This is a genomic window from Bradyrhizobium sp. AT1 (genome assembly GCF_001590795.1).
In the GTDB taxonomy this organism is placed as follows: domain Bacteria; phylum Pseudomonadota; class Alphaproteobacteria; order Rhizobiales; family Xanthobacteraceae; genus Bradyrhizobium.
In genome coordinates this window covers 2,408,428-2,434,794 of sequence record NZ_JXDL01000001.1, presented here as the reverse complement: position 1 = coordinate 2,434,794, position 26,367 = coordinate 2,408,428, and the positions used below count along the sequence as shown (strand labels likewise).

24 protein-coding genes and 2 riboswitches are annotated in these 26,367 nt (G+C 67.1%); of the genes, 21 read left to right on the top strand and 3 right to left on the bottom strand.

Annotated features, from left to right (window positions below):
* Window positions 1-74: 74 nt before the first annotated feature.
* Genes SE92_RS11750 through cobJ form a run of 7 tightly spaced genes read left to right on the top strand, consistent with a single transcriptional unit; the run spans window position 75 to window position 7,994 of the window.
* The gene (locus SE92_RS11750) at window positions 75-449 is read left to right on the top strand and encodes a DUF1636 family protein (protein WP_063195848.1); all 375 of its coding nucleotides are present in this window, start codon (window positions 75-77) and stop codon (window positions 447-449) included.
* Window positions 446-1,495, top strand: a complete 1,050-nt coding sequence (cobW, locus tag SE92_RS11745) for a cobalamin biosynthesis protein CobW (protein ID WP_063195847.1) — start codon at window positions 446-448, stop codon at window positions 1,493-1,495. Before SE92_RS11750 ends, cobW begins: the two co-directional genes overlap by 4 nt.
* Entirely contained in the window at window positions 1,495-4,740 is a 3,246-nt protein-coding gene (gene cobN, locus SE92_RS11740) for a cobaltochelatase subunit CobN (RefSeq protein WP_063195846.1), read from the top strand. Before cobW ends, cobN begins: the two co-directional genes overlap by 1 nt.
* A complete protein-coding gene (gene cobG / locus SE92_RS11735; protein ID WP_063203473.1) occupies window positions 4,737-5,900 on the top strand; it encodes a precorrin-3B synthase in 1,164 nt (387 codons plus the stop codon). The genes cobN and cobG overlap by 4 nt, the downstream gene beginning before the upstream one ends.
* On the top strand, window positions 5,900-6,529 hold the full coding sequence (locus SE92_RS11730) for a precorrin-8X methylmutase (RefSeq protein WP_063195845.1): 630 nt from the start codon (window positions 5,900-5,902) through the stop codon (window positions 6,527-6,529). Before cobG ends, SE92_RS11730 begins: the two co-directional genes overlap by 1 nt.
* Before the next feature lie 2 nt (window positions 6,530-6,531).
* Entirely contained in the window at window positions 6,532-7,263 is a 732-nt protein-coding gene (locus tag SE92_RS11725) for a precorrin-2 C(20)-methyltransferase (RefSeq protein WP_063195844.1), read from the top strand.
* The gene (gene cobJ, locus SE92_RS11720) at window positions 7,260-7,994 is read left to right on the top strand and encodes a precorrin-3B C(17)-methyltransferase (RefSeq protein WP_063195843.1); all 735 of its coding nucleotides are present in this window, start codon (window positions 7,260-7,262) and stop codon (window positions 7,992-7,994) included. The genes SE92_RS11725 and cobJ overlap by 4 nt, the downstream gene beginning before the upstream one ends.
* On the opposite strand, the gene SE92_RS11715 is transcribed toward cobJ, so the two are convergent.
* Complete coding sequence (locus tag SE92_RS11715; RefSeq protein ID WP_063195842.1) at window positions 7,970-8,716, bottom strand: cobalt-precorrin-6A reductase; 747 nt, start codon at window positions 8,714-8,716, stop codon at window positions 7,970-7,972. The two genes, cobJ and SE92_RS11715, sit on opposite strands and share 25 nt — an antisense overlap.
* Here SE92_RS11715 and SE92_RS11710 point away from each other — a divergent pair.
* The 8 genes from SE92_RS11710 to cobT all read left to right on the top strand — a co-directional run bounded on the left by SE92_RS11710 (window position 8,715) and on the right by cobT (window position 15,912).
* Window positions 8,715-9,896, top strand: coding sequence for a bifunctional cobalt-precorrin-7 (C(5))-methyltransferase/cobalt-precorrin-6B (C(15))-methyltransferase (locus SE92_RS11710; protein WP_063203472.1), 1,182 nt, complete (start codon window positions 8,715-8,717; stop codon window positions 9,894-9,896). The two genes, SE92_RS11715 and SE92_RS11710, sit on opposite strands and share 2 nt — an antisense overlap.
* Entirely contained in the window at window positions 9,893-10,261 is a 369-nt protein-coding gene (locus SE92_RS11705) for a cobalamin biosynthesis protein (RefSeq protein WP_063195841.1), read from the top strand. The genes SE92_RS11710 and SE92_RS11705 overlap by 4 nt, the downstream gene beginning before the upstream one ends.
* Window positions 10,258-11,040 (top strand): precorrin-4 C(11)-methyltransferase, encoded by a 783-nt coding sequence (gene cobM / locus SE92_RS11700; protein ID WP_063195840.1) that lies wholly within the window; start codon window positions 10,258-10,260, stop codon window positions 11,038-11,040. Before SE92_RS11705 ends, cobM begins: the two co-directional genes overlap by 4 nt.
* Window positions 11,040-12,350, top strand: a complete 1,311-nt coding sequence (locus SE92_RS11695) for a cobyrinic acid a,c-diamide synthase CobB (protein ID WP_063195839.1) — start codon at window positions 11,040-11,042, stop codon at window positions 12,348-12,350. The genes cobM and SE92_RS11695 overlap by 1 nt, the downstream gene beginning before the upstream one ends.
* Window positions 12,347-13,078: a uroporphyrinogen-III C-methyltransferase gene (gene cobA / locus SE92_RS11690; RefSeq protein ID WP_063195838.1), complete on the top strand. Its 732-nt coding sequence runs from the start codon at window positions 12,347-12,349 to the stop codon at window positions 13,076-13,078. The genes SE92_RS11695 and cobA overlap by 4 nt, the downstream gene beginning before the upstream one ends.
* 45 nt (window positions 13,079-13,123) lie before the next feature.
* Window positions 13,124-13,343: riboswitch (cobalamin riboswitch) on the top strand.
* 37 nt (window positions 13,344-13,380) lie between these two features.
* On the top strand, window positions 13,381-14,058 hold the full coding sequence (locus SE92_RS11685) for an energy-coupling factor ABC transporter permease (RefSeq protein WP_063195837.1): 678 nt from the start codon (window positions 13,381-13,383) through the stop codon (window positions 14,056-14,058).
* A 40-nt stretch (window positions 14,059-14,098) separates the two neighbouring features.
* Window positions 14,099-14,848, top strand: a complete 750-nt coding sequence (gene cobF / locus SE92_RS11680) for a precorrin-6A synthase (deacetylating) (protein WP_063195836.1) — start codon at window positions 14,099-14,101, stop codon at window positions 14,846-14,848.
* Window positions 14,849-14,859: 11 nt separating this feature from the next.
* On the top strand, window positions 14,860-15,912 hold the full coding sequence (gene cobT / locus SE92_RS11675) for a nicotinate-nucleotide--dimethylbenzimidazole phosphoribosyltransferase (protein WP_063195835.1): 1,053 nt from the start codon (window positions 14,860-14,862) through the stop codon (window positions 15,910-15,912).
* Here the strand turns inward: cobT and SE92_RS11670 are convergent.
* Window positions 15,905-16,477, bottom strand: coding sequence for a histidine phosphatase family protein (locus tag SE92_RS11670; protein ID WP_063195834.1), 573 nt, complete (start codon window positions 16,475-16,477; stop codon window positions 15,905-15,907). The two genes, cobT and SE92_RS11670, sit on opposite strands and share 8 nt — an antisense overlap.
* A gap of 72 nt (window positions 16,478-16,549) precedes the next feature.
* A riboswitch (cobalamin riboswitch) is annotated at window positions 16,550-16,751 on the top strand.
* Between the two features lie 116 nt (window positions 16,752-16,867).
* Between SE92_RS11670 and SE92_RS36615 the strand changes: the two genes are divergently transcribed.
* Window positions 16,868-19,231, top strand: a complete 2,364-nt coding sequence (locus SE92_RS36615; protein WP_063195833.1) for a TonB-dependent receptor — start codon at window positions 16,868-16,870, stop codon at window positions 19,229-19,231.
* Between the two features lie 12 nt (window positions 19,232-19,243).
* Complete coding sequence (locus tag SE92_RS11660) at window positions 19,244-20,671, top strand: PepSY domain-containing protein (protein ID WP_063195832.1); 1,428 nt, start codon at window positions 19,244-19,246, stop codon at window positions 20,669-20,671.
* Window positions 20,672-20,680: 9 nt separating this feature from the next.
* On the opposite strand, the gene SE92_RS11655 is transcribed toward SE92_RS11660, so the two are convergent.
* Window positions 20,681-21,658 carry a serine hydrolase domain-containing protein gene (locus SE92_RS11655; protein ID WP_245324553.1) on the bottom strand — a complete coding sequence of 326 codons (978 nt, stop codon included), beginning with the start codon at window positions 21,656-21,658 and terminating at the stop codon, window positions 20,681-20,683.
* A gap of 407 nt (window positions 21,659-22,065) precedes the next feature.
* Here SE92_RS11655 and SE92_RS11650 point away from each other — a divergent pair, with 407 nt between their 5' ends.
* The 4 genes from SE92_RS11650 to SE92_RS11635 all read left to right on the top strand — a co-directional run.
* The gene (locus SE92_RS11650; RefSeq protein ID WP_063195830.1) at window positions 22,066-23,667 is read left to right on the top strand and encodes an ABC transporter substrate-binding protein; all 1,602 of its coding nucleotides are present in this window, start codon (window positions 22,066-22,068) and stop codon (window positions 23,665-23,667) included.
* A 17-nt stretch (window positions 23,668-23,684) separates the two neighbouring features.
* Window positions 23,685-24,626: an ABC transporter permease gene (locus SE92_RS11645; RefSeq protein ID WP_063195829.1), complete on the top strand. Its 942-nt coding sequence runs from the start codon at window positions 23,685-23,687 to the stop codon at window positions 24,624-24,626.
* On the top strand, window positions 24,623-25,546 hold the full coding sequence (locus SE92_RS11640) for an ABC transporter permease (protein ID WP_063195828.1): 924 nt from the start codon (window positions 24,623-24,625) through the stop codon (window positions 25,544-25,546). Before SE92_RS11645 ends, SE92_RS11640 begins: the two co-directional genes overlap by 4 nt.
* Before the next feature lie 13 nt (window positions 25,547-25,559).
* On the top strand, window positions 25,560-26,367 hold an 808-nt coding region (locus tag SE92_RS11635), incomplete at its 3' end, for an ABC transporter ATP-binding protein (RefSeq protein ID WP_063921215.1).

Here is a 26,367-nt window from a genome sequence, read left to right as displayed (position 1 = left end):
CGCGACGGGGAAACGGGCCTTCTGAAGAATGGTCCGTGTGCCTCATCGCCTCCCGCTGATATCTGGAAGAGGCGATGACCGTCACACTTCACGTCTGCATCACCTGCCGTGCCGGCGAGACGCTCGGCGAGGGCGAGACGACGCCCGGCAAGCGCCTGCATGGAGCGATCCTCGAGGCGGGCGTGCCCGAAGGCGTCAATGTGGTTCCCGTCGAATGCCTCTCGGCCTGCAGCCAGGGCTGCTCGGTGGCGCTCAGCGCGCCCGGCCGGTGGTCCTATGTCTATGGCCGCCTCTCCGAGACGAACGCCCAGGATGTGGTCGCAGGTGCTGCGGCTTACGCAGCCGCGCCCGACGGGCTCGTGCCCTGGCGCAGCCGGCCGGAAATATTCCGCAAGCAGTCGCTTGCCCGCATTCCCCCTATTGCCGCGTTGCCGGAGGCCGCCGAATGAACTCGCTCGCAAAAGTCCCGGTTACGGTGGTCACCGGCTTCCTCGGTTCCGGCAAGACCACGCTGATCCAGCATCTGCTCGCAAATCCCAATGGCATGAAGCTCGCGGTGCTCGTCAACGAGTTCGGCAGCGAGGGCGTCGATGGCGAGATCCTGAAATCCTGCGCCGATGAAAACTGCCCCGAGGAGAACATCGTCGAGCTCGCCAATGGCTGCATCTGCTGCACGGTCGCCGACGATTTCATCCCGACCATGGAGAAGCTTTTGGCGCGCCCGGTGCGGCCCGATCACATCCTGATCGAGACCTCGGGCCTGGCGCTGCCGAAGCCGCTCTTGAAGGCGTTCGACTGGCCCGAGATCCGCTCGCGCATCACGGTCGATGGCGTGATCGCGCTCGCCGACGCCGAGGCTGTCGCGGCCGGCCGCTTTGCGCCGGATCCGGCTGCGGTGGAAGCGCAGCGTGCGGCGGACGAAAATCTCGATCACGAGACGCCGCTGTCGGAAGTGTTCGAGGACCAGATCGCCTGCGCCGACATCGTGCTGCTGACCAAGGCCGATCTTGCCGGCAGCGCAGGGATCGAAGCCGCCAAGGCGGTGATCACCGCCGAGATGCCCCGCCGCGTGCCGATGCTGCCCGTCACCGACGGTGCGATCGATGCGCGCCTCATCCTCGGCCTCGGCGCTGCCGCCGAAAACGATCTCGCCGCGCGCCCCTCGCACCATGACGGCGAAGAGGAGCACGAGCATGATGATTTCAACTCTGTAGTGATCGATCTTCCTGAGGTGACCGACGTCGATGCGCTGGTCGCATCGGTTCAGCGTCTGGCGCGCGAGCAGAATGTGCTGCGCGCCAAGGGCTACATCGCGGTCGCGGGCAAGCCGATGCGCCTGTTGCTGCAGGCGGTGGGTGAGCGCGTGCGCCACCAATTCGACAAGCCATGGGGCGCGGGTCTCCGGCAGTCCAAGCTCGTCGTGATCGGCGAGCATGGCGATATCGACGAGGCCGCCATCAAGGCAGGACTTGGGCTTTCAGGATCTGGCATCTGATGCACGTCGTCTTCCGCGAGAGCCGCGGTCTGGAGGAGACCGCGACGCCAAGGGACATCGGCCAGGACCCGGCCGATCTCGTGGCGCTCTCCTATTCGGATTCCGATCTCGCCGCGTTTGCCGCCGGCTGGCGGCGCGGCCAGAGCAGCCTGCCGTCGCTGCGCCTCGCCAATCTCGCGGAGCTGCGCCATCCGCTCTCGGTCGACACCTATATCGAGAAGACGCTGTCGCAGGCGCGCGGCATCCTGGTGCGGCTGATCGGCGGCGAGTCCTATTGGGCGTATGGCCTCGCGGCTCTTCAGCAGCTCGCAAAGGATCGGGGCATCGTCCTTGCGGTGCTGCCGGCGGACGGTCGCGATGACGTCAGGCTCGATGCGTATTCGACACTGCCGGTCTCGACGCTGCGCCGGCTCAAGGTGCTCTGCGACACCGGCGGACCTGTCGCGGCGCAAGCGGCGATTGCACAGCTCGCGCTGGCTTCCGGACTCTATGCCGGTCCCGTCATCGGCGAGATGACCGTGCCCGAGATGGGATTTTACGATCCCGCGCGCGGTGTCATTGCAGCGCCGGCGGGTGGCGCGCAGCCGCTCGCGCTCGTCACGTTCTATCGCTCCTATCTCACCGCCGCGGATACCGGCCCGGTCGATGCGCTGATCGCCGCGCTGCGCGATAAGGGATTCGACGCCTACGGCGCGTTCGTGACCTCGCTGAAGGCCCCGGGCGTTGCCGATTGGCTGCGCGCGTATCTTGCGACGAATCCTCCGGCGGCGATCGTCAACGCGACGGCGTTCTCGGCCATCGGCGACGACGGCACGACGCCGTTCGATGCTGCATCGTGCCCGGTGTTCCAGGTTGCGCTCTCGACCGCGCAGCGCGAGGATTGGGCGACCTCGCTGCGCGGCCTCTCGCCCGGCGATCTCGCGATGCATGTGGTGCTGCCCGAGGTCGATGGCCGGCTGTTCGCGGGCGTCATGAGCTTCAAATCGGCCGCCGACCGCGATCCGGATTTGCAGTTCTCGCACCTGGCGCACAGACCCGATGAAGAGCGCGTGAAAGCCGTCGCCGCGCGCGTTGCGGCGTGGCGGCGCCTCGCGGAGCGGGCAACCGCCGAGAAGCAGCTGGCGATCGTGCTTTCGAACTATCCGGGGCGGCCGCATCAGATCGCGCATGCGGTGGGACTCGATGCGCTGGCTTCGGCCGAGGCCCTGATGTCCGATCTCGCCGAGGCTGGCTTCGATGTCGCGCCGGTTCAGGCTCTCGGTGAGACGCTGCTGACGCAAAATTTGACCTGGAGCGTCGCCGACTACCGCGCGGCGCTCTCGCGCCTGCCGCAAGCCTTGCAGGACGATCTCGCGCAAGCCTGGGGCGCGCCGGAGGCTGATCCGAGCTGCCGCGACGGCGCCTTTCATTTCGCCGCCATCGCGTGCGGTCAATCGATCATCGCAGTGCAGCCCGAGCGTGGCGACGCGGCCACGCGTGATGCCGACTATCACGATCTCGCGCGCACGCCGCGCCACGCTTACGTCGCGTTCTATCTCTGGCTCCGCGAGCAGGGGATCGACGCCGTCGTGCATATGGGCGCGCATGGCACGCTGGAATGGCTGCCCGGGAAATCCGTCGCGCTGTCATCCGCGTGTTGGCCGGAAACCTTGATCGGCGATCTCCCCGTCATCTATCCCTTCATCGTCAACGATCCCGGCGAGGCCGCGCAGGCCAAGCGGCGCATCGGCGCCGTCACCATCGGTCATCTGCCGCCGCCGCTGGAAGCCTCCGCGGTGCCGGAAGGCCTGCGCCGGCTCGAACGTCTGCTCGACGAATATTCCACCGCCGACGGTCTCGATCCCGCGCGCCGCCAGCGGCTGATCGCGGCGATCCGCGACGAGGCGCGGGCGGCGGGTCTCGAAGACGATCTCGGTCTCGATGCCTCGGCCGCGCCCGCCGAAGCGATTCCGCGCATCGATCGCTTCGTCTGCGATCTCAAGGAAAGCCAGTTCGGCGACGGTCTGCACGTGTTCGGCCGCGGCGTCTGCGGTGACGCCGAGCGCGATGCGCTGCGCGCCGCACTTGCCGGCCAGCGCGTCGCGCCAGGGCCATCGGGCTCGCCCTATCGCGGCCGTCACGACGTGATGCCGACCGGGCGCAATCTCTTCGCCGTCGATCCGCGCGCGGTGCCGACGCCGTCGGCGCATGCGCAGGGAATAAAACTCGCCGAGGAGCTGCTGCGCCGTCATTTGCAAGATCACGGCGACTGGCCGAAAGGCCTCGTCGTCGATCTCTGGGGCTCGGCAACGATGCGCACCGCCGGCGAGGAGTTCGCCATGGCGCTGCATCTGGCCGGGCTCGCGCCGCGCTGGGATCACGCCTCCGGCCGCGTCACCGGTTACGACATCATCGCGCCCGCCGAGCTCGGCCGCCCGCGCATCGATGTCACGTTGCGCGTCTCGGGCCTGTTCCGCGACGTCTTCGCAGGCCTTGCGCAAATGTTCGAGGCCGCTGCCGAAGCGCTCGCAGGCCGGGACGACGAGGGCGAGGAGAATCCATACCGCCACCGCACCTCGCGCGTGTTCGCGCCGCGGCCCGGGCAATATGGCGTCGGCCTCCCCGCGATCCCCGATGCCTTCACGCCCGAGACGCGCGACGCCGCGGGCGAAGCCTGGCTGTCGGCCTCGTCCTGGGCGTTCTCGGCCGACGGCGAGATGCAGCAGGATCGCGCCGGGATCGAAGCGCGGCTCGCCTCGGCCGATGCCTTTGTCCATGTCCAGGATTTGCCGGAGACCGATCTGCTGCTCGCCGCCGATTACGCCGCGCATGAAGCGGGCGTCGCAGCGGCTGCGGCGCATCTCGGCGCGGCAGGACCATCGCTCTATCATCTCGACACGACGCGCCCTGAGCAGCTGCATGCGCGCACGCTGACGGAAGAGATTTCCCGCGTGGTCCGCGCGCGCGCCGCCAATCCGGCCTGGATCGCGGGCATAATGCGTCACGGTTTTCGCGGGGCCGCCGAGATCACCGCGACGCTGGAGCACATGGCCGCTTTCGCGCATCTTGCCGGCGCCGTGCCGCCGCATCTGTTCGATCTCTACTACGATGCGACCCTCGGCAATGATAACGTCCGCGCCTTCATGGCGCGCGAGAATCCGGCGGCCCTTGCCGCGATGGAAACCTGTTTTGCGCGCCTGCACGATGCGGCGCTGTGGCAGACGCGCCGCAACTCGATCGCCGCGGCGCTGCGGGAGGCCTCATGAGTACGGCCGCGGTCAAAGGCTGGTGTCCCGGCGCGCTGCGTCCGATGTTGTCGGGCGATGGGCTTGTGGTGCGGGTGCGGCCGTTCGGGGGACGGCTTGAAGCGCCACAGATCACAGGACTCGCCGAACTCGCCGGGCAACACGGCAATGGCCTGATCGATGTGACGAGCCGCGCCAATCTGCAGATCCGCGGCGTCAGTGAGCAAAGCCATCGGCCGCTGCTCGACGGCCTTGCGCAACTGGCGCTGCTCGATCCCGACGCCGAGATCGAAGCCCGGCGCAATATCCTGGTGATGCCGTTCTGGAGCGGCGACGACCAGACACAGTCGCTCGCCGCAGAGCTGGAGGAGGCGCTCGCCGACAGCGGCCTCGCGCTTCCCACCAAGTTCGGCTTCGCCATCGATGACGGACGATCGCGGGTGCTCGCCGGCGATTCCGCGGACATCCGTATCGAGCGCGATCGGTCGGGCCGTCTCCTGGTGCGGGCCGATGGTGCAAGGCTCGGCCGCTCCGTCGCACGCGGCGAGGCCGTCAGAACCGCGCTCGCGCTCGCAAGCTGGTTCCTGGTCTCCGGCGGCGCGAGGGACGGGCGAGGGCGCATGGCGGCCCACATCGCCTCGGGCGCAGCTCTGCCGCAATCGCTGCGCGGCGAGACCGAGCCCGCGCCCGTCATGGCGGCGTCGCGGCCCGGACACTATCCGCAAGGCGCAATGGTCGGCGTCGCGTTCGGGCAGTTGCTGCACACGACGCTGCATCAGTTCGCGGCCTGCGGACATGCTCTGCGCATGACGCCTTGGCGGATGGTGCTGAGCGAGGGCAAGCGCGAGATGCCGAGCGCGGCGGGCCTCATCACCGAACCGTTCGATCCCGCGCTGCGCGTCATCGCCTGCAGTGGTGCGCCCCGCTGCCGCGAAGCCCATGCCGATACGCGCGCGCTGGCCGCGGCGCTCGCGCCGCGCATTGCCCCAGATGCACGCCTGCACGTTTCCGGCTGTGGCAAGGGTTGCGCGCATTCCGGTTCGGCCGCCGTTACGCTGGTTGCGACAGGCGCCGGCTTCGATCTGGTCCGCGACGGCTCGACGCGCGACGAGCCGGCCCTGCGTGGCCTGGCCGGCACCGACATCGTCAGCGATCCCTCCATCCTGGTGGGAGGGCACTGATGCCGCACACTTATGAGACCGATGGCGCGGCGATCTATCGGCAGTCCTTCGCGACGATCCGCGCCGAGGCCGATCTTGCGCGCTTTTCGCCCGACGAGGAGCCGGTCGTGGTGCGAATGATCCATGCCGCCGGCATGGTTGGCCTGGAGGCGCATATCCGCTTCACGCCAGGCATGGCGGCTGCCGCGCGCGCCGCCTTGCTGAGAGGCGCGCCGATCCTGTGCGACGCGCGCATGGTCTCGGAAGGGATTACGCGCGCAAGGCTTCCCGCGGCCAATGCCGTCATCTGCACGCTCGGCGACGAGAAAGTGCCCGCGCTCGCCCAGTCCATGCGTAACACCCGTTCGGCCGCGGCGCTGGAGCTGTGGCGGCCGCATCTCGGCGGGGCAATCGTCGCGATCGGGAATGCGCCGACGGCGCTGTTTCATCTGCTCAACATGCTGGAAGATCGCGATTGTCCGCGGCCCGCGGCCATCATCGGCTGTCCCGTCGGTTTCGTCGGCGCGGCCGAGTCCAAGGCGGCGCTGATGGCCGATCCGCCGGTGCCGGCGCTGACGGTCGAAGGCCGTCTCGGCGGCTCCGCAATCACGGTCGCCGCCGTGAACGCGTTGGCGAGCCGGAGCGAATAGCGATGGGACGTATCATCTGCTGCGGTCTCGGCCCCGGTGATCCCGATTTGATGAGCGTGCGCGCCGATCGCACCGTGCGCGCCGCGCAGCACGTCGCCTATTTCCGCAAGAAGGGTCGGCCGGGTCAGGCGCGGCGCATCGTCGAGGGTATGCTGCCCACTGGCGTCACCGAATACCCCATGGAATATCCTGTGACGACGGAGATTGCCTTCGACAGCGTGGAATACGTTCAACTGCTTGCCGGCTTCTATGACGAATGGGCCGAGCGCCTGGCGCGGTTGTCGCGCGCAGTCGACGTCGTCGTGCTCTGCGAGGGCGATCCCTATTTCTACGGCTCCTTCATGCATCTGCACACGCGCCTGCAAGGCCGCGTCGAGATCGAGGTGATCGCCGGCATTCCCGGCATGGTCGGTTGCTGGAATGGCGTGGGCCAGCCGATCGCGCTCGGCGACGACGTGACGACGGTGCTGATGGGCACGCTTCCCGAAGCTGAGCTCGAGCGGCGCATGCGGGATTCCGACGCGCTCGTCGTCATGAAGACCGGCCGCAATCTCGCAAAGGTGCGCCGCGCGCTCGCATCTGCCGGCCGGCTGGACGATGCCTGGCTGGTCGAGCGCGGCACCATGCCGGGCGAGCGTGTCGCGCGGCTGGCGGAGATCGACGCCGCCGATTGTCCTTATTTCGCGATCGTGCTGGTTCACGGCAAGGGCCGCCACCTGGACGCCGCCGAATGACGGGGACGCTGACCATCGCGGGCCTCGGGCCGGGCAGCGACGCGCTGGTGACGCCCGAGGTCACGGCCGCGCTGGCGTCAGCGACTGACATTCTCGGTTACGCCCCCTATGTCGCGCGCGTGCCGCCGCGTGCTGGACTTAACCTGCATCCTTCCGACAATCGCGAGGAACTGCAGCGCGCCGGCGAGGCTTTGCGGCTTGCCGCGGACGGCGGGCAGGTGGTCATCGTGTCCTCCGGCGATCCCGGCGTGTTCGCGATGGCCTCCGCGGTGTTCGAGGCGCTGGAGCAGGCGCCGCAATATCAGGCGCTGCCGATCCGGGTGCTGCCCGGCATCACCGCCATGCTGGCAGCCGCCGCGCGCGCCGGCGCGCCGCTCGGCCATGATTTCTGCGCGATCAATCTGTCCGACAATCTCAAGCCCTGGCCAGTGATCGAGAAGCGGCTGCGGCTCGCCGCGGAGGCCGATTTTTCCATCGCGATGTACAATCCGCGCTCGGCGAGCCGGCCGGCAGGATTTGGCCGCGCGCTTGCGGTGCTGAAAGAGATCGGCTGCGGCGAGCGCCTCGTGATCTTTGCACGCGCGATCAGCGCGGCCGATGAGAAGATCGAGACGTTGACGCTGAACGAAGCGACACCCGAAATGGCTGACATGCGCACGCTGGTCATCGTCGGAAATTCGCAGACACGCCGCGTCGGCCGCTGGGTCTATGCACCGAGACGGGCCGAATGACCGAGCCACTGCATCACCTCAGCGACGCTCTCGACCCGGGGCCGCCCGGGCAGCTCCGGTCGCGAGATCATGACCACGGGCAGGCCGAGCATTCGCGCCGCGTCGATCTTGGCGCGCGCGCCGTCGCCGCCGGAATTGCGGGCGACGATCCACGCGATCTCACGGGTGCGCATCATCTCGAGCTCGCTGTGAAGCGTAAACGGTCCGCGCGACACGATCACGTCCGCCGCGAAGGGCAGGGACGTTTCGGGCGGATCGACGAAGCGCAGCGTATAGGCGTGCTGCGGCTTGCCCGCGAATGGTGCGATGTGCTGGCGGCCGATGGCGAGGAAAACGTTTGCGGTTGCCTCCGGCAGTGCGGCGACGGCAGTGTTGACATCTGCGACCTCGATCCAGTTGTCGTCGGACATCCCGGTCCAAGGTACTCGTTCCAGCGCAATCAGCGGCGTATCGGTCTCCATGCACGCCGCGACCGCGTTGCGGCTCATCTCGGCAGCGAACGGATGCGTCGCGTCGATCACATGCGTGATGGCTTCGCGGCGAATGTAGTCGGCAAGTCCGCTCACGCCGCCAAACCCGCCGATGCGGGTCGGCAGCGGCTGGTTGGCGGGCGCGCGGGTGCGGCCACCATAGGAATAGACAGCGTCGAGCCCGGCCCGCGCGATCTCCGCGGCGAGCAAGCTCGCATCGGCCGTTCCGCCCAGTATGAGGGCGCGCATCATGTCTGATCCCTGGCTGACCATCATCGGTATCGGCGAAGATGGCCTTGAGGGGCTATCCGAAGCAAGCCGAAAGGCGCTTGCGGGGGCTGAAACCGTGTTCGGCGGCGAGCGTCATCTTGCGCTGGCGGACGTAGGCGGCCGCAGCCGACCGTGGCCGGTGCCGTTCGACGCGGATGTCGTGCTGAACTGCCGCGGCCGGCCGACCGTGGTGCTGGCCTCCGGCGATCCGTTCTGGCACGGCGCAGGCGCCGTTCTCGCCGAGAAGCTCGGTAGCGACGAGTGGATGGCGCATCCGGCACCGTCGACTTTCTCGCTCGCGGCCGCGCGCTTGGGCTGGCGGCTGGAGTCGGTGACGTGCATCGGCCTCCATGCCGCGCCATTTGAGCGTCTCGTGCCGCATCTGGCGCGAGGGGCGCGCATCATCTGCCTCTTGCGCGACGGGAAGGCGGCTGGGGATCTCGCCAGATGGCTGGCGGAGCGCGGATGGGGCGCCTCCGCATTCTGGACCCTTGCTGCGCTCGGCGGACCGCATGAAAGCGTTCGTGAGCATCGCGCTGGGAGCTATGCAGACGCTGCCATGGGAAAGCTGGTTGCTGTCGCGCTGGAGGCGAAAGGAGCGAGCGGCTTGTCTCGCAGCTCGGGGCTGCCGGACGCTCTCTTCGCTCACGATGGTCAGATCACCAAGCGGCCTGTGCGCGCCCTGGCGCTCTCCGCGCTCGGGCCGCTTGCGGGCAGCACGTTGTGGGACATCGGCGCCGGCTCGGGCTCGATTTCAGTTGAATGGGCGCTGTGCGGCGGGACGGCGATCGCCGTCGAGGCGTGTGAGGACCGTGCAACGAACATCCGCAGCAATGCGGAGGCGTTTGGGGTGGAGCACAAGATCTCGGTCATCACAGGCAGGGCGCCCGAAGCTCTCGCGGCGCTGAAAGTGCCGGATTCCGTGTTCATCGGCGGCGGTCTCGATAATACAATGTTCGACGCCATCTGGTCTCGGCTCGCGCCTGGCACGCGGCTTGTCGCGCATGCGGTGACGCTGGAAACAGAAGCACTGCTCGGCCAGCTGCACCAGCATCACGGCGGCGAACTGATGCGGGTCGAGATCGCGCACGCCGCGCCGCTTGGCCGCTACCGCTCCTGGGATGCGTCTCGCCCGGTGGTGCAGTGGAGTGTAGTCCGATGAAGGTCGCCGGGCTCGGATTTAGAAGGGATGTCACGCTGGCGTCGCTGCGGGAGGCTCTGCTGGCTGCAGGCGGCTCCGAGGGCCTCGCAGCTTTGGCGACCGTCGCCGACAAAGCCGACGCGGAGGCGCTGCAGCAACTCGCGCGTGAATGCGATGTGCCGATCAAGGCCGTTCACGCCGACAAGTTGTCCGGCATCGATACGCCGACGCGATCAGAACGCGTCGTGGAAAAATTCGGCACGGGATCGGTCGCCGAGGCCGCGGCGCTCGCTGCGGCGGGCCCTCGGGCCCGGCTGATTGCGACGCGCGTGGTCTCGCAGGATCGCACCGCGACCGCGGCGATCGCCGAAGGAGACGGCGCATGACGGTGCATTTCATCGGCGCAGGACCGGGCGCGGCCGATTTGCTGACGCTGCGTGGACGCGATTTGATCGCGGCCTGTCCGGTCTGCCTCTATGCCGGCTCGCTGGTGCCCGAAGGCGTGCTGGCGCATTGCCCATCCGGCGCGCGCATCGTCAACACCGCGCCGCTGTCGCTCGACGAGATCATCGCGGAGATCGCCGCCGCGCATGCTGACGGCAAGGATGTCGCGCGGCTGCACTCCGGGGATCTCTCGATCTGGTCGGCGATGGGCGAGCAGCTGCGCCGCCTGCGCGCGCTCGGCATTCCCTTTACGGTGACGCCGGGCGTGCCGTCTTTCTCCGCCGCCGCGGCTGCGATCGAAGCGGAGTTGACGTTGCCCGGTCTTGCCCAGACGGTGGTGCTGACGCGCACGCCGGGCCGCGCCAGCGCGATGCCCGACGGCGAGAAGCTCGCCAGCTTCGCCGCGACCGGTGCGGTGCTCGCGATCCATCTCTCGATTCATCTGCTCGACCAGGTCGTCGCCGAGCTCACGCCGCATTACGGTGCGGATTGCCCGGTCGCGATCGTCTGGCGCGCCAGCTGGCCGGACCAGCGCATCGTCCGCGCGACGCTCGGCGCACTCGATGCCGCCGTCGGCACGGAAATGGAGCGCACGGCGCTGATCCTGGTCGGCAGGACGCTTGGCGCTGCGGATTTCGACGAGAGCCGCCTCTATGCGGCCGATTACGATCGGCGCTATCGGCCCGTCGGCACTGAACCGCGTTTTCCGGAGGCGAGCTGATGGCGGCGAGCCTCGTCATCTCCGCACCGGCCTCCGGCGTCGGCAAGACCACGCTGACGCTGGCGCTCGCGCGTGCCTTTCGCCAGCGCGGATTGAACGTGCAGTGCTTCAAGAGCGGGCCCGACTATATCGATCCCGCTTTTCACGCCGCGGCGACCGGACGGGCCTCCGTCAACGTCGATAGCTGGGCGATGGATGGCGGCAGCATCGCGCATCTCGTCAGCCGCGGTGCGGATGCCGATGTCGTGCTTGCCGAGGGCTCGATGGGCCTGTTCGACGGCGTCGCCGCGCGCGGGGTCTCCGGCACCGGCGCCACCGCTGATATCGCGGAGATGCTGGGCTGGCCGGTGCTGCTGGTGATCGATCCCTCGGGGCAGGCGCAGACCGCAGCCGCCATCGCCGCAGGCCTGCGTGATTATCGCCCCGGCGTGAGGCTCGCGGGCGTCGTGCTCAACCGCGTCGCCAGCCCGCGCCATGAAGATCTCGTGCGGCGCGCACTCGGCGATGCTGGCATCGCCGTGTTCGGCGCGCTGCCGCGCCATGCCGAGATCAGCCTGCCGAAGCGGCATCTCGGTCTGGTGCAGGCCGAAGAGCAGGCGGAGATCGGCAAATTGATCGACGAAGCCGCGCGCTTCGTTGCCGAGCATGTCGATCTCGATGCGGTGTTGCGATCTGCAGCCGGATGGTCGCCGCAGCCGGCCGCAAATGGCTTGAACGTGACGCCGCCCGGCCAGCGCATCGCGCTGGCACGCGATGCCGCGTTCTCCTTCGTCTATCCGCACATGCTGGAGGGCTGGCGCGCGGCGGGCGCGGAGATCGTGCCATTCTCGCCGCTGGCCGACGAAGCGCCTGATACGAACGCCGATGTGTGCTGGCTGCCCGGCGGCTATCCCGAGCTTCATGCCGGCAGGATCGCGGCCAATGCGCGTTTTCGCGAGGGCCTGCGCGCCTTCGCCGAGACGCGCTCCGTGCACGGCGAATGCGGGGGCTATATGGTGCTGGGAACCGCCTTGACCGACGCGGACGGTGTCCGCCATGAGATGACGGGCTTGCTTGGGCTCGAGACCAGCTTTGCCAAACGCCGCATGCATCTGGGCTATCGCCTCGCAACGCTCGCCGCGCCGACGCCGGGACATCGCGCCGGGGCACGTCTGCGCGGCCATGAGTTCCACTATTCGACCATCCTCGCGCAGCCTGACACGCCGCTCGCGGTCGTGCATGATGCGACCGGCGCTGTCATCGCCGAGACCGGCTCGCGGCGGGGCCACGTCAGCGGCACGTTCTTCCATCTGATCGCGGAGGACCGGTGAGCGGTTTTGTCTCCTTCGTCTCCGCCGGTCCCGGCGATCCTGAACTGCTCACGCTCAAGGGGGCCGCGCGGCTGCGCGAGGCCGACGTCGTGCTCTATGACGATCTTGCCTCCGGCGCGATCCTCGATCTCGCCCGGCCCGGGGCCAATCTCGTCGCGGTGGGAAAACGGGCCGGGCGCCCCTCGACCAAGCAGCACCATGTCAACCGTCTCCTGGTCGACTATGCCGCCACAGGCGTGCGCGTGGTGCGGCTCAAGTCGGGCGACGCCGGCATCTTCGGCCGGCTCGAGGAGGAGATCGAAACGCTGCGCGAGGCGGGCATCGGCTATGAGATCATTCCCGGCGTCACCTCGGCCTGTGTAGCCGCCGCGCAAGCCGGCATTCCCCTGACCCGCCGCCACACCGCGCGCCGGGTGCAATTCATCACCGGCGCCGATGTCACAGGCGAGCTGCCACCGAACCTGAACTGGGCGGCGCTGGCCGATCCTGAGGCGACGACCGTGGTCTATATGGGCCGGCGCACCTTTCCGGCGCTTGCCGCAAAATTGATCGCGCACGGCCTCGCCGGGGATACGCCGGCGCTGGTCGCCGAATCCCTCGGCCGTTCCGACGAGCGGCTGGTCCGCACCACCATTGCCGAGCTGGCCGAGCAGCTTGCCCGCGGCGGCGCCCCGTCGACTGCCGCCGTCATCCTGTTCGGCGCGCTGGCGGGGGATTATCCGTCATGATCGCTTCGGCCGCGCTTCGCCCCTTGACGCCGGCGCGCCGAAAGGAGCACACAGGAGAGGCATGGTGCTCGACGCGGCGCAAAGCGCCGGAGCATAATCGGGAATGGGGGTGGGCGGACCCAGTTGCGGCGCCCAAAACCCCAGCCGCCCCCGCGACTGTAAGCGGTGAGGGACTCCGATCAGCCACTGGGCCGCAAGGCTCGGGAAGGCCGGAGACACCCAGTGAACCGCGAGCCAGGAGACCGGCCCTGCACGTTTTGAGGCCAAGGCCGTCGGGTGTGACGGCAGGAAGGAATTGAGCCATGCATATCGAACCCGGTGTCGTGACGGGCGCCAAGCTCGTGTTGAGTTACGCAACCGGCATCGCCGCAGGCGGCGTTGCCTTGAAGCTCGCGGCCGAGACCGTGCGCGAGCAGGGCATCGGCTCGTTCGCGGCGCGCACTTTGGCCACGACGGTCCTCGTCTTCACCTTCTTCGAGATCCTGCCGCACTTCCCGGTCGGCGTCTCCGAAGTGCACTTCATCCTCGGCTCGACCCTGTTCCTGCTGTTCGGCGCCGCGCCGGCCGCCTTCGGTCTCGCCTTCGGCCTGCTGCTTCAGGGCGTGTTCTTCGAGCCGGCCGACATCCCGCAATACGGCATGAACGTCACGACGCTGCTGGTGCCGCTGTTCGCGATCCAGGCGATCGCCTCGCGGATCATCCCGCGCAACACCGCCTATGTCGATCTCAGGTATCGCCAGGCGCTGGCGCTCTCGACCACCTATCAGGCCGGCGTGATTGGCTGGGTGGCGTTCTGGGCGCTCTATGGCTCGGGCTTTGCGATGAGCAACCTCGCGAGCATCGCGACGTTCGCGGCGTCTTATGCGCTCGTCATCGTGATCGAGCCGCTGGCCGATCTTGCCGTGCTGGCGCTGGCAAAATCGCTGCGCGGCGTCACCGCGCCCGGCTTCGTCACCCCGCGCCTGCACAACGCGGCCTGAGAGATCAGCGAAGGGCGGTCCGCCGCCCTTCGCGCTCGCGATGCTCACGCTCTCCCTGATAGGCATCGGCTGCGGCGATCCCGATCAGCTCACGCGCGCCGCGGTTGATGCGATCAACGCGGCCGATCTCGTCCTGATCCCGCGCAAGGGGTCTGCAAAATCCGATCTCGCCGATCTCAGGCGGACGATCTGCGCAGATGTGCTGACCAATCAAACGACGCGCATTGCGGAGTTCGATCTTCCGGTGCGCGATGCCGGTGAAGCGGACTATCGCAAGGGCGTGGACGATTGGCACGACGCGGTCGCCGCGACCTGGTCGGAGACAATCGCAAATCATCTCAACGGCGAGGGCAAGGTTGCGCTGCTGATCTGGGGCGATCCCTCGCTGTATGATTCCTCGCTGCGCATTGCGCGGCGGCTCGATCCCTTGCCGACGATCGAAGTGGTGCCCGGCATCACCTCGATCCAGGCGCTGTGCGCGGCGCATGCGTTGCCGCTGAACGACATCGGCGAACCGTTTCTGGTCACGACGGGGCGGCGCCTGCGCGAAGGCGGCTGGCCGCAGGGGATCGACACATTGGTGGTGATGCTCGACGGCGACACGGCATTCCAGTCGCTGGATCCGGCCGGGCTTCATATCTATTGGGGCGCCTATCTCGGCATGCCGGATCAGATCATCATGTCCGGCGCGCTCGCCGAGGCCGGCCCGCGCATCGTGGCCGTGCGCCAGGAGGCGCGCGAGCGGCACGGCTGGATCATGGACAGCTACATTCTCAAGCGCACGCGTTAAGCGAGGCCAGCATGCTCCCCGAATGGATTTATCGACAGTGCCCCGAGATCTCCGCGATCCATCGCGAGGCAGCGATCGCGCGGCAGGCGCAGCTGACCAAGCCGACCGGCGCGCTCGGCCGGCTGGAGCAGCTCGCGATCGAGCTCGCGGGCTTGCAGGCGACCGATCAGCCGCGCGCCGCGCGCGTGCCGATCATCGTGTTCGCCGGCGATCACGGCATCGTCGCGCAGGGCGTCTCGGCCTATCCGCAAGAGGTGACCATCGCGATGATGGCGAATTTTGCCGGCGGCGGCGCCGCGATCTCGGTGCTGGCGCGCGAGCTGGGCTCGAGCCTGGAAGTGGTCGACGCCGGCACGCTGGCGCAGGAAGCCATGGCCGGCATCGTCACCGACAAGCCGCGCCATGGTACGCGCGATTTCAGCGTGGAGGCCGCGCTCACACCTGCGGAGCTGGCGTTCGCCTTCGAGGCCGGCCAGCGCGCGGTGGCGCGTGCAGAGGCGGGCAAGCCTGATCTCTTGATCTTCGGCGAGATGGGCATCGGTAACACCACCACGTCGGCGGCGATCGCGGCGAGCCTGCTCGGGATCAGCGCCGGGGAGATCGCGGGCAGCGGCACCGGCGTCGATGCGGCCGGCCGCGCGCGCAAGGCCCATGTGATCGATGCGGCGATCGGGCGTCATGGCGTTGCCGGCGCTTCGCCGGAAAAGATCCTGTGCGCCGTCGGCGGCCTCGAGATCGCGGCGATCTCGGGCGCGATCATCGCCGCGGCGCAGCGCCGTATTCCCGTGTTGATCGACGGCTTCATCGTGTCCGTCGCAGGGCTCGCAACCGTGCGGCTCAACCCGTCGTGCCAGCCGTTCCTGCTGCCCTCGCACCAATCCGCCGAGCAGGGGCATCGCCTCGTGCTGCGCGCGCTGAACGCGCAGCCGCTGATCAGCCTCGATCTAAGGCTCGGCGAGGGATCTGGTGCGGCCATCGCGCTGCCGCTGGTTCGGCTCGCCTGCAGCCTTCACAACGGCATGGCCACTTTCGCGCAGGCCAACGTGCCTGACAGGCCTAGCTGATCCGTTGGTTGACCGACACGACGCGCCAGCCGCTCGCGAGACGATCGATCCGGGTCAGCGACAGCGGATCGATCACGAAGCGCAAGGCGGCCTGCGGCGTGAGATCCAGTGCGATGCAGAGTGCGGCGCGGATGGTGCCGGAATGCACGACGAGCGTGGCCGGTCCAGCTCCGATCCGCGAGAGGCCCACCCGGACGCGCGCGACCTGGTCCGCAAAGCTTTCGCCGCCCGGCGGCCGTCCGCCGGCCGGATCGCTCCAGAACTGCGCGTAAGTCTCGCCGCCGACGGCGGCAAGCGCGTCGTGCCGATGGCCGGTCCAGTCGCCGAAATCCTGCTCGCGGAATTCACCGACGAGCTCCGGTTCGAGCCCGAGCGCGCGCGCCGTCTCGACCGTGCGCCGCGACGGACTGGCATAGCTGGCAGCATTCGGCGGCAGATACTGCCGCAGCGCCTCCAGCTGCGCGCGATCGCCGAGATCGGCCGGCGCGTCGGCCGCGTGGATCGTTCCTTTGACGCCGTCGACCGGCGCGTGTCGGATCAGCCAGAGGAAGGTCTCGCCTTCCATGCTCATCTCCAAGGAAGTTGGTTGCTGTGGCAATAACGTCGCACGGGATACATTGACTCTGTCCTGATGGTAATCCTAGATGCTCGCGACGGTTTCCCCGAGAGGGGATGAAAAGGGAATGCGGTGCGGGGACATTGTCCCCAATGCCGCGGCTGCCCCCGCAACTGTAAGCGGCGAATCTTGCGTCAGGAGCCACTGGGTATCTCGGTCCCGGGAAGGCGATGCAAGGTACTGACCCGCGAGCCAGGAGACCTGCCGTCAGCCGTGGTCACACGCGAAGATGTCGGTCGGGGAGTACAGACATTCGGCTTCATCGGACGGCCGCACGGCCAAAAGGTGAGACCTCGTTCGCTGTGACGTGCCACTGACGTCATACCGAGGTCCAAAGCCGTGCCTTCTATCCGTATCGTACCACCGCGAGAATTCCTGCTCGCCTCCGTCGCGCTGACGTTTGCCGCAGCGGATATGCCCGCCGCCCTCGCGCAGCAGGCTCGCGAACCGCTGCCGCCGGTCGAGGTGTCGCCGGCCCAATCCCGCAAGCAGGCGAAGCCAGTCGGCAGGGAAGGGCAAAGCACGCGCCGCGCGTCATCGCGCAGATCCGCTGTCGCTGCGGCGCCAAAGCCTGCGGTGCCGGGCGCTGGCGCACAGACGCAGGCGGCGACACCGCTCAACAGCAATGCCGTCGCCGAAAGCGCCTCGCGCCTCGGTCTGACGGTGCGCGAGATGCCCGCGACCGTCGAAGTGATCTCGGCCGAGACCATGCGCGAGCAGGGCTATCGCACCGTGTCCGAAGTGGCGCAGGGCGCAGTCGGCGTCACCTCCGGCGACGCCCCCGGAGAGCCGGCGGGCTTCTCGATGCGCGGCTTCACCAACAGCCAGATCAACACGCTCTATAACGGCATCAAGATCGGCCCGCAGAACATGACGTCGCGCATCATGGACACGGCCAATCTGGAGGCCGTGGAATTCCTGAAAGGTCCGGCCTCGCTGATCTCGGGCGAGGGCGCCGCCGGCGGCGCGATCAATTTCGTCACCAAGCAGCCGCACACGGGGCCGATCCGGAACGAGGCCGATTTCTCCTGGGATTCGCTGAACTCGTTTCGCGCGCATTACGGCTCGGGCGGCAGCACGAACGTGCAGGGCCTCGACTATCGTTTCGACATCAGCCGTTCCGCGCTCAACGGCTTTGTCGACGACACCAACACCAAGATGCTGGATGTGTCGGGTCAGCTCAACTATCGCGTCTCCGACAGCCTCAAGGTCTGGGGCGCGATCGAATATCGCGAGGATCGCGGCAAGGCCTATTGGGGCGCGCCGCTGGTGCCGGTCGCGTTCAGCGGCTCGCATGCGACGAGCGGGATCGTCTCCGGCAATTACATTTCGAATTACAACAAGACCAATCTCGGTGCCGTCACCATCGACGACCGCACCTTCAACACCAATTACAACGTCCTCGACAACCGCAACGTGGCGCAGGAAGTGTGGCTGCGCGGCGGCTTCGAGCTGAAGCTGGCGCCGGACCTGATCCTGAAGAGCCAGGCCTATGGCTATGGTGCCGAGCGCAGTTGGTTCAACAATGAGATCGAGGCGTTCAACTCGACCTCGAACCTCGTGGATCGCGAGCGCTTTTATGTTGCGCACAGCCAGCGGCTGGTCGGCAACATCACCGACCTGATTTGGGATGCGAACATCGCCGGCTTCGACAACCGCCTGGTTACGACGCTGTCGTCGAGCTATCTCGATTTCGTCAGGCCGGGTGCTGCGAACTTCCCCGGCGACTCCGTGTCGCTGGTCGATCCCAACCGCGGCTTCTACGGCACGCTCACGACCAAACTGCAGACCGCGCGCATCGACAACGAGGCGCTGTCGTTCGAGGACAGGCTGAAGCTGACACGGACGTTCTCGCTGATCGGTGGCCTGCGCGTCGAGCATATCGGGCTCGACCGCAATTCGACCGACGCCGCCGGGGTCGTGAACGCGGGCTTTCCGTACACGAAGGACTGGGCGCCCGTGACGGGGCGCATCGGCTACACCTGGGAAGCCGTGCCCGGCCTGACCTTCTTCAGCCAATACGCCACTGGCGCGGACGTCTCGGCCAACAACATCTTCCTGCTGTCGCCGACCCAGCCGCTGGATCTCACCACCGCGCGCACCTACGAGACCGGCGTCAAGCATCTGTTCTGGGACAACAGGGCGGAGTGGTCGTTCTCGGCTTACGACATCCTGCGCAAGAACGTCTATGCCGCGGCCGGCGGGCAGGCGCTCAACATCGCCGGGCGGCAGGAGTCCAAGGGTGTGGAGCTTGCCGCGTCGGTGCGGCCGATCGAGCCGCTGCGGCTGTGGGGCAACATCGCCTATGTCGACGCGCGCTATACCGATTACAATTTCGTCGGCGGCTCGTTCTCCGGCAACACGCCGCCGAACGTGCCGCGCATCGTCGCCAATGCCGGTGCCTCGTACCGCTTCTTCACGCCCTGGCCGGTCGAGCTCGGCATCACCGGCCGCCATGTCGGCGACCGCTACAACACCGACGCCAACACGGTGACGATGAAGGCCTACACCGCCGCCGATGTCTACGCCTTCGTCGACATTCCCAAGACGGTGTTTGGCGCGGTCGACCAGGCCCGCCTGACCTTCCGCGTCCGCAACATCACCGACAAGCGCTACGCGATCTGGGGCGATCCGTTCTATCCCGACCAGATCCTGCTGGGCGCGCCGCGCACTTACGAGCTCTCGGCCGCGTTCAAATGGTAGGGCGCTGACCGCATGATGAGCGCGATCGTCCTGCTACACCGCTGGCTCGGGATCGCGTTCTGCCTGCTGTTCGCGATGTGGTTCGCGACCGGCGTCGTGATGCACTTCGTTCCGTTCCCGTCGCTGACGGAGGCGGAGCGCTTTGCCGGCCTCGCGCCGCTGGATCGCATGGAGCCGCGGATCGCAATTGCCGATGCCGTGGCCGCGAGCGGACTAGCCGACGCGACACGCGTCAGGCTGATCCGGCGCAGCGACGGGCTCGCCTATGTCATTACGGGACCATCGCGCCTGCGCGCGGTGCGCGCCTCCGATGGCAGCGATGCATCGGTGGTGTCCTCCGATGTGGCGCTTGCGATAGCGCAGGATCACGCCCGCGGCCGTGGGCTCGACGCCGCGGGCGCAACGGTCCTCGCGCAGGCGGACTACGACCAATGGACCGTGCCGAACGGTTTCGATCGTCATCGTCCCCTGTTTCGCATCGCGCTCACCGATCCCGCCGGGACGGAGGTCTATGTCTCCTCGCGCACCGGCGAGGTCGTGCTGGATACGACGCGACGCGAGCGTGGCTGGAATCTCGTCGGCAGCGTGCTGCACTGGATCTATCCGACGGTTCTGAGAAGCAATTGGGCGCTGTGGGACGGCGTCGTCTGGACGCTATCGTTGCTGGCCCTGATCGCAGCCGTGCTAGGCGCGGCGCTCGGGATCGTGCGGGTCAAGACGAACGGCGGCCGGCTCGCAACGCCTTATCGCGGTTGGCACGCCCTGCATCATATCCTTGGCCTTGCGGCGTCGGTGTTCGTGCTCACCTGGATCTTCAGCGGCTGGCTGTCCATGGATCACGGCCGGCTGTTCTCGCGCGGACAGCTGACGGGCGTCGAAGCGGACGTGATGTACGCGGCGCCCGATTGGGCGGTTGCCGCGTCGCTCGACCGACCACCGGTATCGGCGTCGGCCCGGGAGATCGAATGGTTCGGCTTCGACGGCAAGCTCTACCGTCGCGACCGGCTCGCGCTGGATTCGCAGGCGCTGGTCAGGACAGAAGGTGTGTCCGACGCAGGACCTACCGGATTCCTCGGGGCGCGCGAGGTTCAGGCATTGACGGCCCGCCTTGCCACGGGCTGCGACGTCCCCACCATGCTTGCCGACGGTGATGACTATCCCGCACGATCCGCCATCCCCGGTGCGCCGGTCTACCGCGCGCGCTGCGGCGAGATTTGGTTCGATATCGACGGCGCCGACGGCAATTTGCTGCAAAGGCTGGATGCCTCGCGTCGTGCCTATTGCTGGTTCTACAGCGCGCTGCATACGTTCGACTTCCCAGTCCTCATGGCGCATCCGCGCTTGCGCGATATGATGATCGTCGGGCTCTGTGCGCTGGGGTTCGCGTTCTCCCTGACCGGTGTCGTGATCGGCTGGCGGCGCCTGCGGCTGTCGCTTTGAGCGCCCGGTTCAGCCCGCCGCCGGAATCGCCCGCAACACGTCCTTGAAAAGTCCGGACTGCAGCTGAAACGCGCGCGGGCTGTAGTCCTGATAATATCCCGCGGTCACGGCCACCACGAGATCGAGTTCGGGAACGATGCGGATGGACTGACCGCCGCGGCCGAGCGCGGCGTCCCAATGGATCTCGCGTCCGCCGTGGAGGGAGCGGCCGAGCCACCACAGATAACCGTAGAAATAGGGACCCGTGGCCTCCAGCCGCGGTCTCGTCGAAGCGTCGATCCACGCCTTCGACACGATCTGACGATCGTTCCAGCGTCCGCCCGCGAGGACGAGCTGACCGATCTTGACCATGTCGCGTGGACGCAGGCGCAATCCTCCGCCGGCATTGGTATCGCCCTTCACGCGGGTCCACTCGTAGCGGGTTATGCCGAGCGGCTCGAACAAGGCCTCGCGTGCGAATTCGTCGAGCGGCTTTCCCACGGCCTTTCGGACGATGGCCGAGACCAGCGTGAGCGCGCCGGTGTTGTAGAAGAAGTCCTGGCCCGCGGGCGTCGTCATGGGAAGACCGAGCACATAGCGACAGGGATCGCGCGCCATGTGCATGCGGGACTCGTCGTTGTCATAGTTGCCGGTGCTCGGCGTTGCCTCCACCCATTTCAAGCCTAGCGACATGGTGAGCGCGTGTGACAGAAGGATGCGGTCCTTCTCGGGGGAGCGCAGGTCGGACAATTCAGGAAAGAAGCTGAAGATCGGTTCGTCGACGCCCGCGATCAGTCCCCGATCGATCGCGATCCCGAGCGCGAGGGATGCCACGCTTTTGGCCACCGATTTCATGTCATGCAGCGTATCGGCATCGAAACTGGCGTTCGCAATCGGACGATCGTTGATCTCGTCGGAGCCGGTCAAATAGCGCTCGAACACCAGTGCGCCGCCGCGCGCGACCAGCACGGCGTGCACGTTGGCGGACGCCGCGAGCCGGTCGGTCATCCTGCACAGTGCCGCGACATCGACGAGGCTCTCTATGCTGGACGCGACGGGGGCAGGTGCAGCGCAACTGGCTGGCTCTGCGGTTACAGGCATTCCGGCGAGCGGTGACAATGCCGCTCCTCCGACGAGCGACATGAAGTGGCGCCGTTTCATCCGATCTCGCCGCTCTCGTACATGACAACCTGATAATGCATCGCACAATGCTGCCATCTGGAATTGTCGAGGGCAACAGCTGTTTCGCCGGACCGACGCTGCCGACGGTTCTCGAAATCAGGCTCACGAAAATGACAGCGAGATCCTGCTGGTGAAGGCGTGATTAGTGGCATACCATTTGCTTGCTAATGAGCTCTGGTTTCACTGCTCTTGGCCAACGATGGCCGGCATCACGGCATTACTGGGAGGACGTCATGGATCGCAGGACCGTATTGAAGGGACTGGCCGGCGCGGGCGGTCTGGCATTGACCGGTCTCTCGGCACCGGCGATTGCGCAGGGGGCATCTGCCCGCACTTTACGCTTCGTGCCGCAGGCCAATCTCGCCAATTTCGATCCGATCTGGGGCACGCAATATGTCGTGCGCAATGCCGCCGCGCTGGTCTGGGATACGCTTTACGGCATCGATTCCTCGCTGCAGCCGCAGCGCCAGATGGTCGAGTCCGAGGAGACCACCGACGACGGCAAAACCTGGACGTTCAAGCTGCGTCCCGGCCTCAAGTTCCACGACGGCGAGCCGGTGCTGGCCAAGGACGTCGTGGCGAGCCTGTCGCGCTGGGCCGCGCGCGATCCGATGGGGCTGATGATCATCGCGATCCAGCAGGAACTGACCGCGGTCGACGACCGCACATTCAAATGGGTCTTGAAGCAGCCCTTCCCGAAAATGCTCTATGCACTTGCCAAGAACAACGCGCCGTGCTCCTTCATCATGCCCGAGCGCATCGCAAAGACCGATCCCTTCAAGCAGATCACCGAATATGTCGGCTCGGGTCCGATGAAGTTCGCCAAGGGCGAATGGGTCCCCGGCGCCAAGGCCGTGTTCGAGAAGTTCACGGATTACGTCCCGCGCCAGGAGAAGGCATCCTGGCTCGCCGGCGGCAAGCAGATCATGGTCGACCGCGTGGAATGGATCGTGATGCCGGACCCCGCGACCGCGGCGGCGGCCTTGCAGAACGGTGAGGTCGACTGGTGGGAGAACCCGATCGCCGATCTCGTGCCCGTGCTGAAGAAGAACAAGAACATCAGCGTCGACATCGGCGATCCCCTCGGCAATATCGGCTCGTTCCGCATGAACCATCTGTTCGCGCCGTTCAACGACGTGCGGGCGCGACGCGCGGTGCTGATGGCGCTCAGCCAGGAGGATTACATGCGGGCGATCGTCGGCGACGACGACGCCTTGTGGAAGCCGCTGCCCGGCTTCTTCACGCCGGATACGCCTGTCTACAACGAGCTGGGTGGCGACATCCTGAAGGGCAAGCGCGATCTCGACGCTGCCAAGAAGCTGCTGGCCGAGAGCGGCTATTCCGGCCAGCCGGTGACGTGCCTGGTCGCGCAGGACCAGCCGATCACGAAAGCGCAAGGCGACGTCACCGCGGACCTCCTGAAGAAGCTCGGCATGAACGTGGATTTCGTCGCCACCGATTGGGGCACGGTCGGCTCCCGTCGCGCCGCCAAGACGCCGCCGGGGCAGGGCGGCTGGAACATGTTCCACAGCTGGCATGCCGGCGCCGACTGCATCACGCCCGCCGCCTACACCGCCATCCGGGCCAACGGCGACAAGGCCTGGTTCGGCTGGCCGAACAGCCCGAACACCGAAAAGGAGATCACAGGCTGGTTCGAGGCCAAGAGTGTCGATGAAGAGAAGGCGGCGATCGGGCGGGTCAACAAGGCCGCGATCGAGGATGTCGTCTACGCGCCGACCGGCTTCTTCCTGACCTACACGGCCTGGCGCAAGAACGTCTCCGGCATCGCCAAGGGGCCGCTGCCGTTCTTCTGGGGCGTGTCGAAATCGGCATGATGCGGCGCTGAGGCCAGATGCTCTCCTACATCCTCCGTCGCATCGTCGCGACCTTGCCGGTCATGGCGATCGTCGCGCTGTTCGTGTTCAGCCTGCTCTATATCGCGCCGGGTGATCCCGCCGTGGTGATCGCGGGCGACCAGGCGAGCCCGGAGGATGTGGAGCGCATCCGCCAGAGCCTCGGCCTCGACCGCCCGTTCCTGGTGCAGTTCGGCAGCTGGGTCTGGCGCATCCTGCACGGCGATCTCGGCACCTCGATCTTCACCAATCTGCCGGTCTCGGCGATGATCGGCCAGCGCCTTGGACCGACCCTGTCGCTGATGATCGTCACGTTGCTGCTGACGATCGTGGTGGCGGTGCCGCTCGGTGTGGTGGCGGCTTGGAAGGCCGGCAGCCTGATCGACCGCGTCATCATGGGCTTTGCCGTGTTCGGTTTCTCGCTGCCCGTCTTCGTGGTCGGCTACATGCTCGCCTACATCTTCGCCCTCGAGCTGGAATGGCTGCCGGTGCAGGGCTATACGCCGCTCAGCTCCGGCTTCTGGCCGTGGCTGGAGAATTTGATCCTGCCCGCGATCGCGCTCGGCTGCGTCTATATCGCCCTGGTCGCGCGCATCACCCGCGCGGCCATGCTCGAAGTGCTGCAGCAGGACTATATCCGTACGGCCAAGGCCAAGGGCTTGGGGCAGGGCGGCATCCTGTTCATTCACGCGCTGAAGAACGCGGCGGTGCCGATCGTGACCGTGATCGGCATCGGCATTGCGCTCCTGATCGGCGGTGCGGTCGTCACCGAAAGCGTGTTCGCGATCCCCGGCCTCGGCCGCCTCACGATCGATGCGATCCTGCGCCGCGATTATCCCGTCATCCAGGGTATCGTGCTGCTGTTCAGCTTCGTCTACGTCCTCGTCAATCTGATGATCGACGTCATCTACACGCTCGTTGACCCGAGGATCCGCTATTGACCGATACGACCGTCAATCCGCAATCGCTTCCGGCCGGCCTCGTTCTCGCGCCGCAGTTGCCGGAGATCCTCCGGCCGGTCACGATCCGGCGCGGCTTCATCGGGTTCTTGCGCGGCCATCCCACCGTTGCGATCGGCGGCGCGCTATTGCTCACGCTGGTCCTGATCGCGGTCTTCGCGCCCTATCTCTGGACGGTGGATCCGACCGCGCTTGCACCGGCAAAACGCACCCGCGCGCCGTCGGCCGCTTTCTGGTTCGGCACCGACGTGCTCGGCCGCGACATCTATTCGCGCGTGCTGTTCGGCGCGCGGGTCTCGCTCACGGTCGGTCTGTCGGTTGCGATCTTCGCCTCGGCGGCCGGCCTTGCCATCGGTATGGTCTCCGGCTTCATCCGCTGGGCCGACGGCATTTTGATGCGTTTCATGGACGGGCTGATGTCGATCCCGCCGATCCTGCTGGCGATCGCGCTGATGGCGCTGACGCGCGGCAGCGTCGGCAATGTCATCCTCGCCATCACCGTTGCGGAGATCCCGCGCGTCTCGCGCCTCGTGCGCAGCGTGGTGCTGTCGCTGCGTGAGCAGCCCTATGTGGATGCGGCCGTGGCCTGCGGCACCCGCACGCCGATGATCATCCTGCGCCACATCCTGCCCAACACGGTGGCGCCCATGCTGGTGCAGGCGACCTATATCTGCGCCAGCGCCATGATCACCGAGGCGATCCTGTCCTTCATCGGCGCCGGCACGCCGCCGACCATTCCGTCCTGGGGCAACATCATGGCCGAGGGCCGCGCGCTCTGGCAGGTGAAGCCCTACATCGTGTTCTTCCCGGCGGCGTTCCTGTCCGTCACCGTGCTCGCCGTGAATCTGCTCGGCGACGGCCTTCGCGATGCGCTCGACCCGCGCATGGCCAAGAGCCTGTGAAGGGCTGATCGCGATGGCGCTGCTTGAAGTCGAGAACCTCCAGACCCATTTCCGCACGCCGGGCGGCATCAACCGCGCAGTGGATGGCGTATCTTTCCACGTCAATGAAGGCGAGACGCTTGCGATCGTCGGCGAGTCCGGCTGCGGCAAGTCGGTGACCTCGATGTCGCTGATGCGCCTGATCCCGGAGCCGCCGGGCAGGATTGCAGGCAGCATCCGCTTCGCGGGCAAGGATCTCCTCGAGCTCTCCGATCGCGAGATGCGCGCGATCCGCGGCAACGACATCTCGATGATCTTCCAGGAGCCGATGACGAGTCTCAACCCGGTGCTCACCGTCGGCCGCCAGATCCGCGAGACCCTGATGATCCATCAGGGCCTCGACAAGGCCGCTGCCGAGGCGCACGCGGTCGAGATGCTGACGCTGGTTGGCATTCCCGAGCCGAAACGGCGGGTGCGCGAATATCCGCATCAGCTCTCCGGCGGCATGCGCCAGCGCGTCATGATCGCCATTGCGCTCGCCTGCAATCCAAAACTTCTGATCGCCGACGAGCCCACCACCGCGCTCGACGTGACGATCCAGGCGCAGATCCTCAAGCTGATGCTGGACCTGAAGCGCCGGGTCGGCGCGGCCATCATTCTGATCACCCACGATCTCGGCGTCGTCGCCGAGATCGCCGAGCGGGTCATGGTGATGTATGCCGGCCGCAAGGTCGAGGAGGCGCCGGTGGCGGAGCTGTTCCGCTCGCCGCGCCATCCCTACACGCAGGGCCTGCTGGGTGCGGTGCCGCGGCTCGGCTCGTCGCTGACAGGCACGGCACGGC